The organism is Streptomyces pseudoechinosporeus, assembly GCF_054783935.1.
This window is the reverse complement of sequence record NZ_BAAGPS010000011.1, coordinates 17,417-32,971: the sequence shown is the minus strand read 5'-3', so window position 1 is coordinate 32,971 and position 15,555 is coordinate 17,417. Positions and strand designations below refer to the sequence as shown.

At 69.2% G+C, this 15,555-nt stretch carries 14 protein-coding genes; 6 read left to right on the top strand and 8 right to left on the bottom strand.

Annotated elements, in window-relative coordinates; all coding sequences use genetic code 11:
* The first annotated feature begins 7 nt into the window (after nucleotides 1-7).
* The 3 genes from ACYVO6_RS16635 to ACYVO6_RS16625 all read left to right on the top strand — a co-directional run bounded on the left by ACYVO6_RS16635 (nucleotide 8) and on the right by ACYVO6_RS16625 (nucleotide 5,698).
* On the top strand, nucleotides 8-1,393 hold the full coding sequence (locus ACYVO6_RS16635; protein WP_461061963.1) for a hypothetical protein: 1,386 nt from the start codon (nucleotides 8-10) through the stop codon (nucleotides 1,391-1,393).
* A 16-nt stretch (nucleotides 1,394-1,409) separates the two neighbouring features.
* Nucleotides 1,410-2,135, top strand: coding sequence for a hypothetical protein (locus tag ACYVO6_RS16630; RefSeq protein ID WP_461061961.1), 726 nt, complete (start codon nucleotides 1,410-1,412; stop codon nucleotides 2,133-2,135).
* 1,205 nt (nucleotides 2,136-3,340) lie between these two features.
* A complete protein-coding gene (locus ACYVO6_RS16625) occupies nucleotides 3,341-5,698 on the top strand; it encodes a GDSL-type esterase/lipase family protein (RefSeq protein WP_461061960.1) in 2,358 nt (785 codons plus the stop codon).
* Between the two features lie 462 nt (nucleotides 5,699-6,160).
* On the opposite strand, the gene ACYVO6_RS16620 is transcribed toward ACYVO6_RS16625, so the two are convergent.
* From ACYVO6_RS16620 to ACYVO6_RS16600, 5 genes are all read right to left on the bottom strand, one after another.
* Nucleotides 6,161-6,322 (bottom strand): DUF397 domain-containing protein, encoded by a 162-nt coding sequence (locus ACYVO6_RS16620; protein WP_461061958.1) that lies wholly within the window; start codon nucleotides 6,320-6,322, stop codon nucleotides 6,161-6,163.
* 59 nt (nucleotides 6,323-6,381) lie between these two features.
* Entirely contained in the window at nucleotides 6,382-6,804 is a 423-nt protein-coding gene (locus ACYVO6_RS16615) for an NUDIX hydrolase (RefSeq protein ID WP_461061956.1), read from the bottom strand.
* 72 nt (nucleotides 6,805-6,876) lie between these two features.
* Nucleotides 6,877-7,650 (bottom strand): isocitrate lyase/PEP mutase family protein, encoded by a 774-nt coding sequence (locus ACYVO6_RS16610; RefSeq protein ID WP_461061954.1) that lies wholly within the window; start codon nucleotides 7,648-7,650, stop codon nucleotides 6,877-6,879.
* Complete coding sequence (locus ACYVO6_RS16605) at nucleotides 7,647-8,150, bottom strand: hypothetical protein (protein WP_461061952.1); 504 nt, start codon at nucleotides 8,148-8,150, stop codon at nucleotides 7,647-7,649. Before ACYVO6_RS16605 ends, ACYVO6_RS16610 begins: the two co-directional genes overlap by 4 nt.
* Before the next feature lie 430 nt (nucleotides 8,151-8,580).
* A complete protein-coding gene (locus ACYVO6_RS16600; protein ID WP_461061950.1) occupies nucleotides 8,581-9,303 on the bottom strand; it encodes an ArsR/SmtB family transcription factor in 723 nt (240 codons plus the stop codon).
* A gap of 560 nt (nucleotides 9,304-9,863) precedes the next feature.
* On the opposite strand from ACYVO6_RS16600, the gene ACYVO6_RS16595 reads away from it, so the two are divergent.
* Together ACYVO6_RS16595 and ACYVO6_RS16590 are read left to right on the top strand one after the other, a co-directional pair.
* Complete coding sequence (locus ACYVO6_RS16595; protein WP_461061948.1) at nucleotides 9,864-10,412, top strand: hypothetical protein; 549 nt, start codon at nucleotides 9,864-9,866, stop codon at nucleotides 10,410-10,412.
* A 387-nt stretch (nucleotides 10,413-10,799) separates the two neighbouring features.
* On the top strand, nucleotides 10,800-11,180 hold the full coding sequence (locus ACYVO6_RS16590; protein WP_461061946.1) for a hypothetical protein: 381 nt from the start codon (nucleotides 10,800-10,802) through the stop codon (nucleotides 11,178-11,180).
* A gap of 119 nt (nucleotides 11,181-11,299) precedes the next feature.
* Here ACYVO6_RS16590 and ACYVO6_RS16585 read toward each other — a convergent pair whose 3' ends face one another.
* Both ACYVO6_RS16585 and ACYVO6_RS16580 read right to left on the bottom strand, forming a co-directional pair.
* Nucleotides 11,300-11,818 (bottom strand): type II toxin-antitoxin system RelE family toxin, encoded by a 519-nt coding sequence (locus ACYVO6_RS16585; protein ID WP_461061944.1) that lies wholly within the window; start codon nucleotides 11,816-11,818, stop codon nucleotides 11,300-11,302.
* A gap of 3 nt (nucleotides 11,819-11,821) precedes the next feature.
* Nucleotides 11,822-12,130: a type II toxin-antitoxin system Phd/YefM family antitoxin gene (locus ACYVO6_RS16580; RefSeq protein ID WP_461061942.1), complete on the bottom strand. Its 309-nt coding sequence runs from the start codon at nucleotides 12,128-12,130 to the stop codon at nucleotides 11,822-11,824.
* 114 nt (nucleotides 12,131-12,244) lie between these two features.
* Here ACYVO6_RS16580 and ACYVO6_RS16575 point away from each other — a divergent pair, with 114 nt between their 5' ends.
* Nucleotides 12,245-13,657, top strand: a complete 1,413-nt coding sequence (locus ACYVO6_RS16575; RefSeq protein WP_461061940.1) for a hypothetical protein — start codon at nucleotides 12,245-12,247, stop codon at nucleotides 13,655-13,657.
* On the opposite strand, the gene ACYVO6_RS16570 is transcribed toward ACYVO6_RS16575, so the two are convergent.
* Nucleotides 13,602-15,341: a DUF2264 domain-containing protein gene (locus ACYVO6_RS16570; RefSeq protein WP_461061938.1), complete on the bottom strand. Its 1,740-nt coding sequence runs from the start codon at nucleotides 15,339-15,341 to the stop codon at nucleotides 13,602-13,604. The genes ACYVO6_RS16575 and ACYVO6_RS16570 overlap by 56 nt on opposite strands.
* Between the last annotated feature and the right edge of the window lie 214 nt (nucleotides 15,342-15,555).

Here is a 15,555-nt window from a genome sequence, read left to right as displayed (position 1 = left end):
GCGCGCCTTGACTCAACAGCAGCTGGGACGGGGGCCGTTGAGAACGGATCCCGTGCCGCCGGTGCCGGACGGTCCCCGGCCACCCCGTTTCGTACGGTGGCTGGGCGGTTTCGGCTGCGTAGCCGCCGGTTACGCGGTGTTCCAGGCGCTGTTCGGCCTGCTGCCGGACAGCATCGACGGGCAGGCCGCGAGGTATGCGATCGCCGGAGTCGCCGGTCTCGGTACGGCGCTCTCGGCCTGGCTGGCGGCGGAGCTGCTGCGGGCCCGGTCCGAGCGCAACGCCCCAGCGGGGACAGGGCAGTTCATCGCGGGATCGGCGTCGCTGTCGGGGCCAGGACCGCTTCCTCAGCTGTTCTCGTCGGCGTACGACAATCTCGCCGAGCAGATCTGCGTGGTCGACGATCCGGTGTGCGGGCGGCTCACCGGCTGGCCGCACTCGCTCGGCGAGAGCGCGGGCCGGCCGACGCCGGTCGGTACGGCGTACGGGCTGCACATCGCGCTCGATCTCGGCGTCCCCGACGGGCGGTTGAGCACGGGTGAGCTGGTCGAGACGCTGTGGCGGCTGCGCCTGCCGGACGGCGGCTGGTCGGCGCGCTCGCAGGGGACGGTGGCCCGGCCCGAGGTGACCGCGCTGGTGCTCGGCGCACTGGCCCGGGCAGGTGTGGACCCGGCTCGGGTGGCCGCGGAGGTGACGCGCTGCGAGTCGGGCTTCACTCTCGAACTCGACCGCACCGGGCGCGAGTTGACGCATGTCGTGACGACCGTGCTGCGCGGCCTGCTGCGCGCCGCGCCCCGCTCGGACGTACTACGCGTACTCCAGGAGGCCCTCGTCGACGGCGCCGTCACCGACCCGCGCCGCCAGCACCGCCGCTGTTGGAGCTACCGCCTCGCGCCCCTGCACGGCCCGCCCTCCCCGCTGCACACCTCGCAGGCCGTGGTCGCCCTGGACCGCGCGGCCCGCGTCGTGGGCGAGAGCGCCAACGCGCGCGCCGCCCGCGAGGACGGCATCCGCTGGCTGCTGGCCTGCCCGGACGCCCCGCACGACTCCTGCCTCGACCTGACCAGCCTCCGCGAGGAGGTGCGCAGGCCACGCCCCGACGACCCGTCACGCCACGAGGTCCTGAACGTACGGCACTTCACCGCCTCCTGGATCGTCCGCGCCCTGCTCACCCCGGCCGCTCGCGACATCGCACGCGAGGACGGCATGGAGGCGGAGTGGCGCGAGCGGCTGGACGGCGCGGCCACCGCCGTATGGGCGGCGCAGACGGACGGCATATGGACCTGGCCCCGCGAAGACACCACCAGTGAGCTGCGCCGTCCCATGTGGATGACCTACCAAGGTCTTTCGGCGCTGCGCGCTCATGCCGTATGGATGTACCAGCCGCATGGCTGAGTCGGAGGGAGCGTGCATGGGCGGTCGGCAGGTCCGGGCGGCGCGACAGCTGCTGGCCGAGGCACTGGACGGCGAACTGCCCGAGCACGAACGGGTGTTGGCGGCCCGCTCCGTAATCGCCGAACTCGGCTCCTCCGACCGGCTGTTGGAGCTGACCGCCGAACTCGCCTCCGGCGAGGGCGACCCGGAGGGCTGCGCCCGGCTCTCGTACCGCCATGTCCTCGGCTTCGACAAGCTTCTGCTCATCGACGGCGGCCCGCACCACATGCTGCGCGCCCACCTATGGCACGCAGGTCGCGGCGCGGTCGGCAAGGAGGACATCCACAACCACCGTTCCCCGCTTGCCTCTTACGTCGTACGGGGGCGCCTGACGATGGAGTTGTACGCACCCGTGCCCGACGGCGGGGTCGAGGCGGACCGCTACCAGGAGTCCCTGTCCGACGAGTCCGCCGACTGGCTCCTGGAGCCCGCGGGCCCGTCCCGGCTGCGTCTGACGCACGTGGCGCAGTACGCGGCGGGCAGCACGTACGCCCTCCCCGCCCACACCCTGCACCGCGCGTGGACCGGGACGACGGAGCCGACGGTGACGCTCTTCCTGGAGACGGGCAGCGGGCGACGGCGGCACACCGATGTGTTCACGGCGGCGGGACCGCATCCGGGCGCGGTGCCGAAGGTGCCCATGAGGGTGGAGGAGTATCTGGGGGAACTCGACGCGTTGGCGGAGCTGCTCAGGAGCTCGTAAGAGCCTGTGTCTGAGCCCCACATGACAAGTCGAGTTGGGCTTCGACACAGGTCAGAACCCTATCGCAGGGACGGATCCGCCCGCTGACCTACTGCCGTGTCAACGAGTAGCAACGGCCAAGCTGACCACGTAGCGCTCCTCGACCGTCCCGTTCGGGAAGGCTTCAGTCAGGAGGTCGCGCTCAGCGGCCAGGAACGTCTCGGTGGCCACCCGTTACGACGTGGGAAAGACGGCCAAACGCCCCGAGAGCATCACCGAATGCAACCAACTCAAAGCTCGCAAACCATAAAAAACAAGCTTAGAGACGACTTCCGACGACAAGCCTGCGGCCACAGCCTCACCGTCCACAGACAGCAGCAGCGCCCTCTGACTCGGACTGGGGATCGGCGTCGCCGTGCTGTTCGGTGGCGCGGTGGTAACTGCTGACCGATGGCGGGGTGACCGTCGAGGTCGAGTACCGACTGCTGGAGGGGCGAGTACACACGCGACGACGTTGAGCGGGACGTCCACCAGGCCGACACTTCACGTACACGCGTGCCCTCGTCCGCGTTCGGCAGGGACGGGCCGCCCAACCCGGAGAACACGCCTGCCTCGAAGCGCCGGCGGACCCGCACCAGGCGCACGGCGCCTTCGTAGAAATTTGTGAACGCAACGCGCGTAACTGTGAAGGTGTGGTGTGCCAAAACCGGCCGGAGTTGGGCGTGCGGATGGGCGTTGCATAGGTGGGTGAGGGTGGGCGGGGCCTGCCGGTCCACGCTCAGGCGTCGCCTCGGGTGTCGAGGCGACGGCGGTGTTCCCGCAGGCGGGCTACGAGGGGGAGGGCGGAGCTGGGCGCGTCCAGCCTGGACGGGGAGGCGGGCATGCGAAGCGCCTAGCGGGCGCGGGTTCTTCCTGGTCGAAAACCCATCTACCAGGGATTTTTCTCGTCTGTCAGCGCAACTGCCCAGTTTTCTGGGGGAGGTTGAAAGGGCTTAATCATTGCCCGACGACAGGGGTATGTGACATCAGTGGCAGCTGATAACCTGCGCGCACTCTGAGGCCGCCTGAGGCTCCAGGGGCCCCCGTAATGGACGCGACGAGATGTCGCTTCATCGCCTCGGATCGCCCCGAGGCGGCCGGTATCGGCCTCCGGGCCGAGGCCCGGCGGGCCTGACGAAGGCCGGTTCTTCCGGGGGCAGCTTCGAAGGCGCAAAGAAAGTGGACGAATGGAAAAGACCCCGATAACGGGCGCCGGGCCGACGCCCGGCGCCCGCGCGCGCAGACGCCGTTCCCGATGGCTCAGCGGGAAGTTCCTGGCGCTCTCCCTCGCCGGGGCCACGCTGCTGGGCGGCGGCGCCCTGGTGCTCCCGCAGTTGCAGAAGGCCGACGCCGCCCAGGACGATGCCCCCAGCCGTGGGATGCGGTCGAGTCGTCCGGAGATCGACCCCAAGCGCGCCCACCAGGCGGCGGTCGACTACCTGATTCGCTCCGGCATGACGCGCAGTGCCGCGGAGACGCGGCTGAAGAACCAGGAGCGGTCCCGGCAGGTCGCCCGCAAGCTGCGGGCCGAGGCGCCGGGTGACTTCCAGTCGCTGTACATCAACCGCGCCGGCCTGCTGGTGGCGAACGTGGTGACCGAAAGGGGCGCTGCGCTGGCACGCGCTGCCGGAGTGACGCCACATAAGGTAACTGCCGGCTGGAAAGAGCTGACGGGCATCAAGGAGCAGCTGCTGGCGTCGGTGAAGAACAGCCATGGCCTGAGCGTCGGTATCGATCCGAAGAGCGGCACCGTCAACGTCACCTACTCCTCCGGCTTCTCCGCGAAGGACCTTGCGTCGCTGCGGGCCAAGGCCAAGCAGTACGGCGATCTGGTGACGGTCACCAAGGGCGCCGGCACGCTCCGCACCACCGCAGACGCCAATCCCGGAAGCGGCTTCACCAATGCTTCGGGGGGAAATTGTACGGCCGGGTGGGGAATCGACATCTCCGCTCTCGACCCAGGAGCCGAGGGAGGAACAACACGCGCCGACGGCTTCATGTCCGCCGGCCACTGCCTCCGGAACAACGAGGGGATTGAGGTCAACGGCCAGGACGCCGGTACCGCGTTCAACGTCCACCTCGGGCCGGAGGGCGACTTCGGCATGGTCAGGCTGAATGCCCAGTTCTCCAGCCAGCCAAAACTCGCATTCATCGAGGACCCGGTCACCGGGGTGGACCGTAATCCGATCGTGGGCACCGCCGTCTGCAAGCTCGGAATGACAACCGACTACACGTGCGGAGAGATCACGGAGCTCAGCGCAAGCACCAGATCCCGGATGAACGACGGCACCATCGCGTCTATCGGTGGGTTGATCAGGACAAACCTCTGCGCTGAGGGCGGCGACAGCGGCGGCCCGGTCTTCACAGAAAGCGGCAATTCGGTCATTGCCATCGGAATTGTCCAGGGGGGCCGGGCAGACGCTCAAGGCCGCTGCGGGGAGAGGCAGAACCCGAAGGCACCGAACAGTACCAATGTCCAGCCGATCGACCCCATCGTTCCGGAAGGCAGCCCGTACCAGCTGAAGCTTGCCGACGACGGGTCGCAGGGCGACAGCGGCCGACCGCCAGAGCGCCAGCCCCGGGACGTCGAGCCGACCTCGGGCAGCGGCCGACCGCCAGAGCGCCAGCCCCGGGACCTCGCCAGCCTGCTGGACAACAGACTGAATTACGTCGCCCTCGGCGACTCCTTCTCGGCCGGCACCGGCGCCGGGCCGTACCTGTCCAACGACAAAACGATCACGCCGGTCGACGGCCTGGAAGTGAACAACCCGCCTGCCTCGGTCAACCACAACAACAACTGCCAGCGCAGTGAGCAGGCCTACGGCCCCCTGATCGCCAAGCAAGACTCACTCTACGGAAATGTTACCGTCGGCAACTTCACCTTCGCCGCGTGCGCCGGGGCGGTCACGCAGAACGTCCTGAACGGGCAGCTGGACGCGCTGAGCCCGGACACGGAGCTGGTGACGCTCACCATCGGCGGCAACGACATCAGGTTCGCCGACGCGATGAGGGAGTGCGCCAAGCCCGTGGGGTTGTTCTCGCAGAAAGCCTGCTCGGACGCGCTGAACATATCCGAGACGCTCATGATGAACCTGGAGGGGCGGCTGACGGAGACCTACCAAAAGATCCTGGCCGCCGCACCGAATGCCCGTCTCCTCGTCCTCGGATACCCCAAGCTGTTCGATGAGCAAGGCCAGTGCACGCTCACGCAGAACCGCATCAACCCCTTCCCGAACGTGCGCAAGCGCATGAACCATTCCGCCGAGACTCTCAGCCAGGTGGTCCAGAACGCGGTGAAGCAGGCTGGGCGACGAGTCCAGTTCGTGGATCCCCAGCCGGCCTTCGACGGACACGGCGTCTGCTCAGCGGACCCCTTCATCACCGACCCGGGCACCATTGGCCTGCTCCATACCGAAGACTCGTACCACCCCAACGCCAAGGGACATCAAGCGTACGCGTCCCTGCTCAAGGAAGCGGCGGACGACCCCGTCCCGGTGAACACCTACAACCGGGGCTGCTCGGCGATCAATCGCTGCCGCAGGTGAGCCGGTGATCCCGGGCGCAGGGCTCCGCGAGGGGCTCAAGGGCGGCCCGCACCGGGACTGCCCGGGCCGTCGGTATCAACCGGCGGACCGGAAAGCGATGGCGTAACGGGTGCAGCGCGTCCGGGCGGTACACGGCGGCACCACCGATCTCCGCGGTGGTGCCGCCCGTCGTCTGAGGAGACCGCGCCTGCCACCCCTTCCCGCTGCCTGAACCGGGCCGACGAACGTCCTCATCCACCTGGACCCGGGCCCGGCAGGACTCCCTCGGCTCTCCGGCATTCGGCTCTTGGCCGTCCTGCGCCCACTGAGGAGTTGGGCCTCCCTTGCGGTCGGCTTACCAGGCGCCAAGGGCGGCGCCAGGACCCCAACAGGGTTGTCACGTTCCGCACGTGTGAGATGCGACCGGGGTGGGCGCCCTCATTGCTCCGGGACGGTGGTGTCCTCCCGGCCGACTCGGTGTCTTCAGCCGGCACCGCGGCTGAGGGCGGCGACGAAACGGCCCCAGGCGGTGGCGGGGAACACGAGCACGGGGCCGTGGGGGCGTTTGGAGTCCCGTACGGGGACGATGCCGGGGAAGTAGCAGTACAGGAGCAGCGCAATCGGCCTCGCGGGAGGGTAGGCCACCCCGCCCCGCCCGTCGTGTTCCGAAACCTCCCCGCACCCGCGCATCAGGCGCGGGCGGGTCACACGCGGTGGAGGGCCTGCCGCACGATGTCGAGGTTGTACTCGTCGATGTCGACGCTGCTCAGCTCGGCCGGGCTCAGCCAGGCGTACGCCTGGTCGGGCTCGGGCAGGGTGATGTGCCGGGAGAGGGGCTTGACCAGGAAGTTGTCCTGCCAGTTCTTGACCTCGCGCCCGCGATACTCACTCACGAACGACGATTCGCCGACCTTCCGGACGACCTCGCCGAGAAGCCCGGTCTCTTCCTTCAACTCCCGCAGAACGCCGTCCTGAGGGCTCTCCCCCGGCTCGAGCTTCCCGCAGGGCACCCCCCACACCCGGGGCAGAAACCGCTCGGTCTCACTACGCCGCACCAGCAGCACACGCCCTTTGTGCATCACTACGGCGGCGGCCAGTCGCTTGTCGCCGGGGATGTCCATGTCCATGGTTTTCCTCGGTCCCTTGCCGGTCGGAGTCCACAGGGCTACGTACCCACGAAAGCTATAACCGTACCAGGATCAGCCCCCTCGGCGCGGGCTCAGCGCCTCCACCTGGGCGTACGCGGGGGCGCTGCCGCTGGGCGTGCGCCCGGCCCGGATGTCGGCGGCCGTCTCCAGTGCCGCGCCCAGGGCCCGCCGGTACAGCAGCGAGCCGAGGCTGACCCTGCGCACTCCGAGGTCGCCGAGCTGGGGGACGGTGGGGCCGGACGGTGAGTAGAGGATGTTGAGGGGGACGTCGAGGGTCTTGAGGAGGGCGGCGATGCGTGCCGGGTCGGTGAGCTCCGGCACGAACACGCCGTCGGCGCCTGCCTGTTGGTAGGCGTCGAGGCGCCGGTACGTCTCCTTCTCGTCGCCGTCTCCCAGCCGGTACGTGTCCGTGCGGGCGTTCACGAAGAGGCCTGGCACGGCGGCCTTCACGGCGGCGATCTTCGCGGCGTGCCGTCGTGCGGAGCCGAGGCCGTCCTCCAGGTTGATGCCGACGGCTCCGGCGGCGGCGAGCTCGCGCGCGACCTGCGCGACCTCGTCCGGATCGTCGCTGAAGCCGCCCTCGGCGTCCACGGACAGCAGATACGGCCCTTGCCCGAGCCGCAGGGCCAGGTCCAGCGTGGCGTCCCGGGTGGCGCCCGCGCCGTCGCCGTCGGGCAGTCCGGCCGCCGCGGCGACTCCCAGGCTGGTCGTCGCGATCGCCTCGAAGCCCTGCGCGGCGAGGGCCGCCGCCGAGGCGTGGTCCCAGGCGTTGGGGAGGAGAAGGGGCGCGTCCTGGTGGTGGAGGTCGGCGAAGGTGGTGGTCATGAGAGGTCGCCCACGGCGTCGGCGTAGTACGTGGATTCCGTGAGGTGGAAGGCCAGTTGGCGGAAGGTCCAGCCGTCGCCGGGCGAGTGGTCGAGCTGTTCCGGGGTGAGGGTGCCGAGCCGGTTCGCCCAGATCCGGGCGAGCCGGGTCAGCCGGCTGCGGGCCTCGTCGAGGTCGTCCTGGGTGAACGGCGCCATGTCCGCCTCGGTGGTGCTGGCCGAGGCGTGCCAGTGGTCTGGGAGCGGTTGATCGCCGACCAGTCTGGCCTCCAACTCGGCCAGGTGGTCGACAAGATGGTCGGCGACTCGGCGGATCGCCTTGTGCGGCGTGTAGATCCGGTCGTCGACGTGGGCGGGCTTCCCGTCCCAGGCGGTCCAGGTCGCCGCGAGGGCGAGGACGTGGTCGACCATGGCGCCGACGGCTTCGCCGGGGTCGCGGTCGTCGGTGACCGGCCCACCGGCGAGGATGGTCGGGGCTGGTTCCTGCGAGGAATCCGTCATACGGCAACGCTAGAAGCGGGACGCTTCGGTACCGGCCGAAGCATTCGTACCGGGAAGCGTCCGTACGTACGACGAAGCAGTTCCGACGGTGACAGCTGCCCTGATCGCAAAAGAAACGAGGGTCAGCCTGGGCGTCTCCTCCGCTGCCGTCGACCGCTTGCCCGGCGGTGTCGGTTCCGGGCCCCGGGGACTCTGAGAGGAGTACGAGCGCGCGCTCTCGGCCGCTTCGGCAACGGAACGAACCCGTGCCGATCTTGCGGCAGACGGAGGAGGCCGTTCCCGCCTTGGTCAGCATGCGCAGTGCTTCGCGACGACCGCCGACAGGTGACCATGAGCCGTCATTTGGTGGCAACCCGTCGCTGACTGACGGCATACCCGGCCGTCGGTGTCAGCAGGTCAGTGCGGGCACATCATGTGCCGCCATCCAACGTTATGGTGCTGTCGCGTCAAGCAGCCGCAGCCCCAAGGGAGTTGCCGCGTGCAGGACGCACTTTCCGGCGCGGTGGCTGGCCACGAGTCCGCCGTCGCGCAGGACGCCGATCTGGTAGCTGACGCTCGGCAGGGCCAGGCCCACTGCCGCGGCGACGTCGGAGGTAGTGGGGTCGTTGCGCCGGGCGACTGCGGCAAGGATCGCGGCCCGGGACCGGCCCAGCAGGCGTACGAGTCCGTCTTCTGTTACGTGCGGGACATCGAACGGGTTCTTGGCCACCGGGTAGACGAGCACAGGGGGCAGCTCAGGGTCGGCCAGGGCGGTCGGACGGCGCCAGCAGAAGTAGGAGGGGACGAGGAGCAGGCCGCGGCCGTCGAGGAAGAGGTCGCGCTCGACGGGATAGTCCACTTCGAGGACCGGTGCATTCCACCGTGCCAGCGGGCGTAGCCCGTCCAGCAGAGCCTGGGTGCCGCCGTCCAGCAGGGCGCGGGTCCGGAGGCCGACATCGTTGCCGACCACCGTACGGACATGGGACCAGTGCGGCTCCATCAATGCGTCGAAGTACACAGCCAGGGCGTGGGCCAGCGATGCGAGCGCGTTGCTTCCCGGTCTGCTCAGTGACGCGGTCCAGCTCGGGAGCGGCCGGGACTCGGCCAGCTGCCCCAGCTCTCTGGCCAGACGGTTGCGGGGTGTCGCGCGCACCTGGTCGAGTGCGGCGGACAAATCCGTTCCGGTTACCGGCGGCGTGAGGAAATCAGGGATGTAACCGACGCTGGGGATCAATCCGCGAAGCGGCTGAAGGGCCTGATGCAAAGCCGTGTCCCGCTGGATTCCGTCACGGGCCGCACGGCGCCAATGGCCGAATTCCAGCGGTCCTTGTCCTGTTTGCAAACGGCACACGCTGCAGACGAGTTCCCACAGCGGATCGGGCTGCCGGGCGAGGCGGATGTTCTGCAGATCATGGGAGGTGAAGTGAATGCGGAGCATGCATCCTCTTTCGCTCGCAGTCCTGTACGAGCCATGGCCGCCCCGCGGTCGGCGCGACTGTGGAGAAGGACAGGCCTCGTGGGTTCCTGGTTGCGCCCAGGGGCGTCCGGGGTCTGTTTTCGGCACCAGAACGCCAGATTCCGGATATCCGGTCGTCAGCCACGGCGTCCGGAACTAGTCACTACATTTCGAAGGACATCGAAGGGATGGCGGATGTGGTGCGGTTCCTCCAAGAATCGGGTGCCGCCGAAAGTGGCCGACCAAGCTCGCCTCTGCCACGAGAGAAGGAGTCCGACATGCGCTTACCCCGTCTATTCACCGCAACAGTCGCGACCGCCGCCCTGATTGCGGGGCTCACGGCAACGGCCACCGGCCCTGCGGCCGCAGACCGGGACCTACGCAAAGCCGCGCCGGGAACGAGCGCCTCCGTGCGGACGGCCGGAGAGGAAGGTGACCTGATGTCACCTGCAGGCGGCATCGGGATCGCTGCCTGGACGCCCACCGTGTCCCCGCTCTACACCAACTCGCTTCCCGCAGAGCACGTTTACAGGAACCAGACCAACGCCCAGCGGAGCTCTCGTCTCAACAACTGTCCGAGCGGGCGTCTGTGCATCGCGGTTGGACAGGGCGACGGCAGGCACGCCGTTTTCGAGCTCTACTATTGCAGCGAGCGGAGGCTGGGTAATTTCATCGACGCCGGCGCCGTTAACAACAACCAAACCGGCGGTGTGCGCGCATGGTTCGCGAGCGCGGACGGACGTACGCACGAATACATCCCCGCCACCGGCAGGCCTGTGGGGTTCAATCCGTATCCGTACGACTATCTCAGGCCGTGCTTCGGCTGAGTGGCCTGTCGCCCGGCCAACCCGTAGTTGTGCGCTCCTCTGCCACCCACCGCAACCGACCCTGGATGCGGTGGTGCGGGATCGATTGCGGCAACTGCCGCCATCAGAGGGTTCGGGAGGATGCCGAACCAGAGCCGCGCGGCCTGGCCGACCAGGGCCCGCTCCGAGGCGGTGGGCGAGGGCCGGGACGTGGCCGGCGAGCCGGGCGACGGCTCCCGCGCCCCGCTAGGGTCCGGCGTCCTTGTTGCGGTGCGGACGGTGTCGAGACGGCGCAGCGGGTCGGGGAACCGTTCCTCGAATGGAAACGCCGATGCGGAACGGGCCCTTCGAAGATCTAACGGCACACACGATCGGTGCGCCGGCCGACGAGTGACATGGAGGAAACGCATGCGTATGCGCAGGAGGCTCGGAGCGGTGCTGGCGACGGCGGCGCTGACCGTGGGGATCGGTGCCGTGGCGGCGCCGTCCGCCCATGCGGCACCCGGCTGCTGGACGAACGACGGCGGGATCAAGTGGTACTGCAACAACGTGTCGGGCGCTCCGGTGTACGGCATCATCGGCAACAACCACTCGTACCCGGACCCCAACAAGGTCGTCGGACACATGTATTCCAACCCGAGCTGGTTCTTCTGCAAGCTCGACGGCCAGGCCTGGGTCGGCGGCCCGCACCCGACGCGCTGGCTGATGACCGTCGCGGACAACGGCCAGCTGGGCTTCATGAAGGACACCGCGATCTACAGCGAGACCAACCCCGTACGGAACTGCTGATCACGGCCTGCACCGGCGGGCATCGGCTGCTGAAGTAGGGCCGGGGACTGACGCGGTGGCTTCCGCTCCGTTTCCAGCCCCCGACCCTACTGACCCGCGACGCCGACACGTACAGCCGTCTACCGCGGGCGCGCCGTGAACTGGGCCCACAGGTCGACCGCCGCCTCCAAGTCCAGCGCGGCTACCCGCTCACGGGGGATGCCGGCCGTGTGGATCAGACGGTTGGCCAGCCAGTCGGGCACGGGCTCCCGGACCGCCTCCACGCGTACGGTGATGTCCCCGGCCAGGCGGCCGAGCCGCTCCACAACATCGGAGAGCTGCACGAACTCAGGCTGCGTCCCCTCGGCCTCCCGCACTCGTGCGGTTGCCTCCTCGTACACCTCCACGTCGGCTCTGGCTCCGACAGCCCAGATCTCGCAGACCTCCACCGACTTGTCCTCGGTGACCCGATAGACGACTCGCCAGGTGTTCCGACCAACGATCAGCTTGCGATAGCCGGTCAGCTCGCCTCCCAGCGGATATCCGGCGGCCGGGTCGTCCAAGAGAAGAAGAACCTCTTTGAGCACCTTGGGCGCGGCGTCGGGGCCGATACGCCGAAGATCGTCAATGGCGGCGTCCGTGAAAGTGATCTCAGGCATGGCTCAGTCGTCGTCCGGCAGAGCGTCGAGGGACTCGCGTGTGTGCCCGAAGGCGGCGAGTACGTTGTCGAGCGAGGTTCGCTGCCCAGTGTCAGAGGCGCTCCGGGCCAGTACGAGCGCAAGATCGTGCAGGTCGGAGGCGGCAGCCTCCAGAGCGGCGAGCCGGTCCATTCCGACGACGGCTGCCACGGGCCGATGGCGGCGTGTGACGACCAGATCCGAGCCCTGCTCGGCTTCTGCGACAAGCTTGGCCACACCGCGCTGGGATGCCTCGGTCACCGTCAGTTCGTGGGCGTCGCGCAGTATCGTCATGGAGCTAAACTATACAGAAAACTATGTAAGTCGTCGAGTCGTACCTGATCACTCGTCCACCGCTCGTCCTTGAGCGCGCGGCAACCTTCCCCGGCGCGGCGGCGACTCGAAGGCATGGCATCTGCAAGACCCAAACCACCAGCGACTCCCACAACATCGCACCGCCGCCGCCGAGTCGCCCGCAAGCCCGTCGTGGCCTCGCTCGCGGCAGCCGCCCTACTGGCCGGTGCGTGGTACGCGACCGCCACGGCGAACCCCGCGCCGAAGGCCGCCGACGACCTCGCCATCACGAACACCACGGTGAACCTCGCTGCCAAGTTCCCCTATCTGTCGGCGGGTTACAACAACACCCGTGAGTGGACGCGCACGGCGACCGCCGTGGCGCCGAACGGCACCCTCCGCGTGGCCTGGCCCGCGTCCGACGGGATTCACGTCACGCCGCTCACGAAGGCCGGGAAGCGCTCCGGCTCCGACACCGTCGTCAAGGGTGCCAAGGAGGTCGGCGGGCTGGTCGCGCACAACGACGGGTTCGCGCTGCTGACCCGCGTGTCCGACAGCAACAAGTGGAAGGAGACGGCCGCCGCGCTCGTCCGCTACAAGAACGGCAAGCAGGCGTTCCGTACGAAACTCACGGGCACCGCCTCGCACGACACGGCCCCGCTGCTCGACGGGCAGCTCGCCTGGAACGGGAAGAAGTACGGCGCGTACTTCGTCGTCCATGGCGCGGGCGGCTTCGCCGACGGCCACTTCGGCGACAAGATGCAGTACGTCAGCGCCAAGGGCGCGAAGCTCAGCGGCGGTTGGGGCTGGGGTTGCAGCCACAACGAGGGCATCGCGCTGCACGCCGAGCCCACCGGAGCGTTCACCTCCCTCTGCTTCGACGACTGGCGTTCGGGCCTGTTCGTGTCGACCGGCATCGGGGCGCCCGACAACGCGCCGGTCGTGCAGCGCGAGCAGTGCTGGGCGGGCTACTGCGGCGGCACCTTCCCGGGCCGTACCGGCGACCTCGTGAAGTCGTCCAGCGGCCGCTACGCCACCGCCTTCGCCTCCCGCGGCGCTGCCTCCGCCGCCAAGAACCCGGACGACGCGAGCGGCCGCGGCTGGACGGTGAAGCCGAAGACGAAGACCCACCAGGTCGCCGTCGCCTTCCTCAAGAACCGCAACTCCCCTGCGGGCAAGCCGACTTACCTCACGAACGCCCCCGGCACCGAGCACGTCAACGTCCGCATCGCCCCGTACGGCAAAGACCGGCTGCTCGTCTCCTGGGAATCCCTGAAGAACGCCAAGTGCGCGGACGGCACCTGCACGGGCACCTTCACCGGCACGCACCTGCGCCTGATCGACTGGAACGGCAAGTTCAAGACGCCGGACAAGGTCGTCAAGGCCCGTATCACCGGTGACATCGCGACCCTCGCGGACGGCTCCCTCACCTGGGCGTACGCACCCGTCACGCCGTCCTACTCGACAGCGCTCACAGGGGCGTCACCGACCACGAAGACCCTGCGGATCGCCCGTCTGGAGCGCTGAACCGAAAACGCGTCTCGGGGCCGTCGGCCCAGCGGACGCGCATCTCATACGCCCCCTCCACCTCCACGGACACCAGGGCCTGGAGCGGGAGGGGGTTCGACTCGGCGGTGAGGCGGGCGAGGGCTACGAACAACGTGGGCTCTTCGGTCGTTACGCCCGTCAGGGTGGATGTGCCCGACAGGCCGAAGGCCGGGACGAGTTCAGCCCGTAGGCCCTCCTCGCCGTCCTGCCACTCCTCCCCCGTCGACCAGCCCGTGACCCGCACCGGGGTTCCGGCAGGCGCCCCCGTCACCAGGTGGGCGCGCACCTCCACCGCGCCGGACGCCACGATCAGGCTCGTGACCCGGGCAGAGCCCCCAGCCTCGTGCCGCGAAGCCACCCACCCGTCGCCAACTCCCAGCGGCTCGATGCCCGTTCGGCTCGCATCCTCGTCGACGATCACGCTGTTGTCGTACGCCTCCGAAGGCGCCGTCACCGTCGAGTACGCGAGCCGTGTGTAGTACGGGTCGTAGCGGACGTCCTCGCTGCCGTGGTTGTGGAGGCGCACCAGGCCGTCCGAACTGGTCGACTGGAGCAGCCAGTTGGGCGGGCCGACCGGCCGCACCTCGTCCTGCCGTTCCACCGGGCCGGGTTCCTCGGGCGCCGTCCACACCTCGTGGTCCGCGGGGAGGAGCAGACCGAGGAAACCCTTGCTCGCCCAGTACGGGGACGCCGGGCCCGAATAGCCTTGCAGGACAGCGGAGTTGGGGCCGTGCCAGCCGAGGGTGAGCAGACCTCGGTCGTCCACGGCTCCCCGGTCGAGGAAGTACTTCAGCGCGCCGGAGGCCAGCCGTCGCGTCTCCCCCGACGGCAGCGGCGTACGTCCCGTCAGGGCGCCCAGCCACAGCGGTGCGGTCGTCGCGAAGCGGTACGTGAGCGAGCGGCCCTGATGCATAGGGGCGCCGTCGGCGCCGAACAGGCGGGCGTAGTCGGCGAGATGGGTCGACAGCCGGCCGCCGTACAGGTCGAGCAGGCGCGTGTCGTCCGCGAGCCAGGCGTGCAGCACCGGGTACAGGTGCATCGCCCAGCCGTTGTAGTAGTCGAACTTGCGGCCGTCGCCGTCGGTGTACCAGCCGTCGCCGACGTACCACTGCTCGATGCGGTCGAGGCCGCGGTCGATCGCCGCCCGCGACGACTCCACCTCGTACCCGATCTCCTCCAGGAAGCCGCCGACCGTGACCGGGAACAACTCCCAGTTGCAGGGCCAGGCTTCGACGGTCAGCGCGTCACCGAGCCAGGCCGCCGCCCGCTGCCGTACGCCGTCGTCGAGGCGGTCCCACAGGAGGGGGCGGGTCAGGCGCAGGGCGAGGGCGATCGAGGCGGCCTCGACGAGGGGCTGGCTGCGGTCCTCGATGCGCGGCCAGACGCCCGCGGTTCCGGCGGCCAGCCCGTCGGCGTACCGCGCGAGGGCCTTCTCGTCGCGGCGGAAGGCCGCCAGCAGAAGCGTACGGGCGTATCCCTCCAGGCCGTCGGACAGGCGGCCCGACCAGCTCGTGTGCTCGCCGGGCAGGTGGTACAGCGCGCGGTCCTCGGAGGCGTAGGGCTCCACGGCCGCGAGCAGCGAGTCGGCCCCGGCCTCCCAGTGGGCGCGCGTGTAGCCGGTGTACGGGCTGAGAGTGCGGTCCTCGGGAACGCCTGCGGTCATGGGTCGTGCTTCCTGTCTAGGCGGGCCTTGGTGAAGTCGGGGTGCAGTATCGCGCCCCTATTGAGGGGCCGCAGGCCCTCAATAGGGGCGCGGGGCGGTGACATATGCGGCTCCGCCGCGGGGCGCGACCAGCCCCCACCGACCCGCAGGTTCTAATCGTGCTCCCAGCGGAGCGCTGAGGTACCTGGGGCGCCCCGGTTCCGGTCGGGACGCC

Excerpts from the sequence above, each read along its gene's own strand:
- ACYVO6_RS16590 (WP_461061946.1), top strand. The coding sequence starts at position 10,800 with ATGCGTATGCGCAGGAGGCTCGGAGCGGTGCTGGCGACGGCGGCGCTG.
- ACYVO6_RS16575 (WP_461061940.1), top strand. The coding sequence starts at position 12,245 with ATGGCATCTGCAAGACCCAAACCACCAGCGACTCCCACAACATCGCAC.
- ACYVO6_RS16615 (WP_461061956.1), bottom strand. The coding sequence starts at position 6,804 with ATGGACATGGACATCCCCGGCGACAAGCGACTGGCCGCCGCCGTAGTG.
- ACYVO6_RS16605 (WP_461061952.1), bottom strand. The coding sequence starts at position 8,150 with ATGACGGATTCCTCGCAGGAACCAGCCCCGACCATCCTCGCCGGTGGG.
- ACYVO6_RS16595 (WP_461061948.1), top strand. The coding sequence starts at position 9,864 with ATGCGCTTACCCCGTCTATTCACCGCAACAGTCGCGACCGCCGCCCTG.
- ACYVO6_RS16630 (WP_461061961.1), top strand. The coding sequence starts at position 1,410 with ATGGGCGGTCGGCAGGTCCGGGCGGCGCGACAGCTGCTGGCCGAGGCA.
- ACYVO6_RS16580 (WP_461061942.1), bottom strand. The coding sequence starts at position 12,130 with ATGACGATACTGCGCGACGCCCACGAACTGACGGTGACCGAGGCATCC.
- ACYVO6_RS16570 (WP_461061938.1), bottom strand. The coding sequence starts at position 15,341 with ATGACCGCAGGCGTTCCCGAGGACCGCACTCTCAGCCCGTACACCGGC.
- ACYVO6_RS16585 (WP_461061944.1), bottom strand. The coding sequence starts at position 11,818 with ATGCCTGAGATCACTTTCACGGACGCCGCCATTGACGATCTTCGGCGT.
- ACYVO6_RS16610 (WP_461061954.1), bottom strand. The coding sequence starts at position 7,650 with ATGACCACCACCTTCGCCGACCTCCACCACCAGGACGCGCCCCTTCTC.
- ACYVO6_RS16625 (WP_461061960.1), top strand. The coding sequence starts at position 3,341 with ATGGAAAAGACCCCGATAACGGGCGCCGGGCCGACGCCCGGCGCCCGC.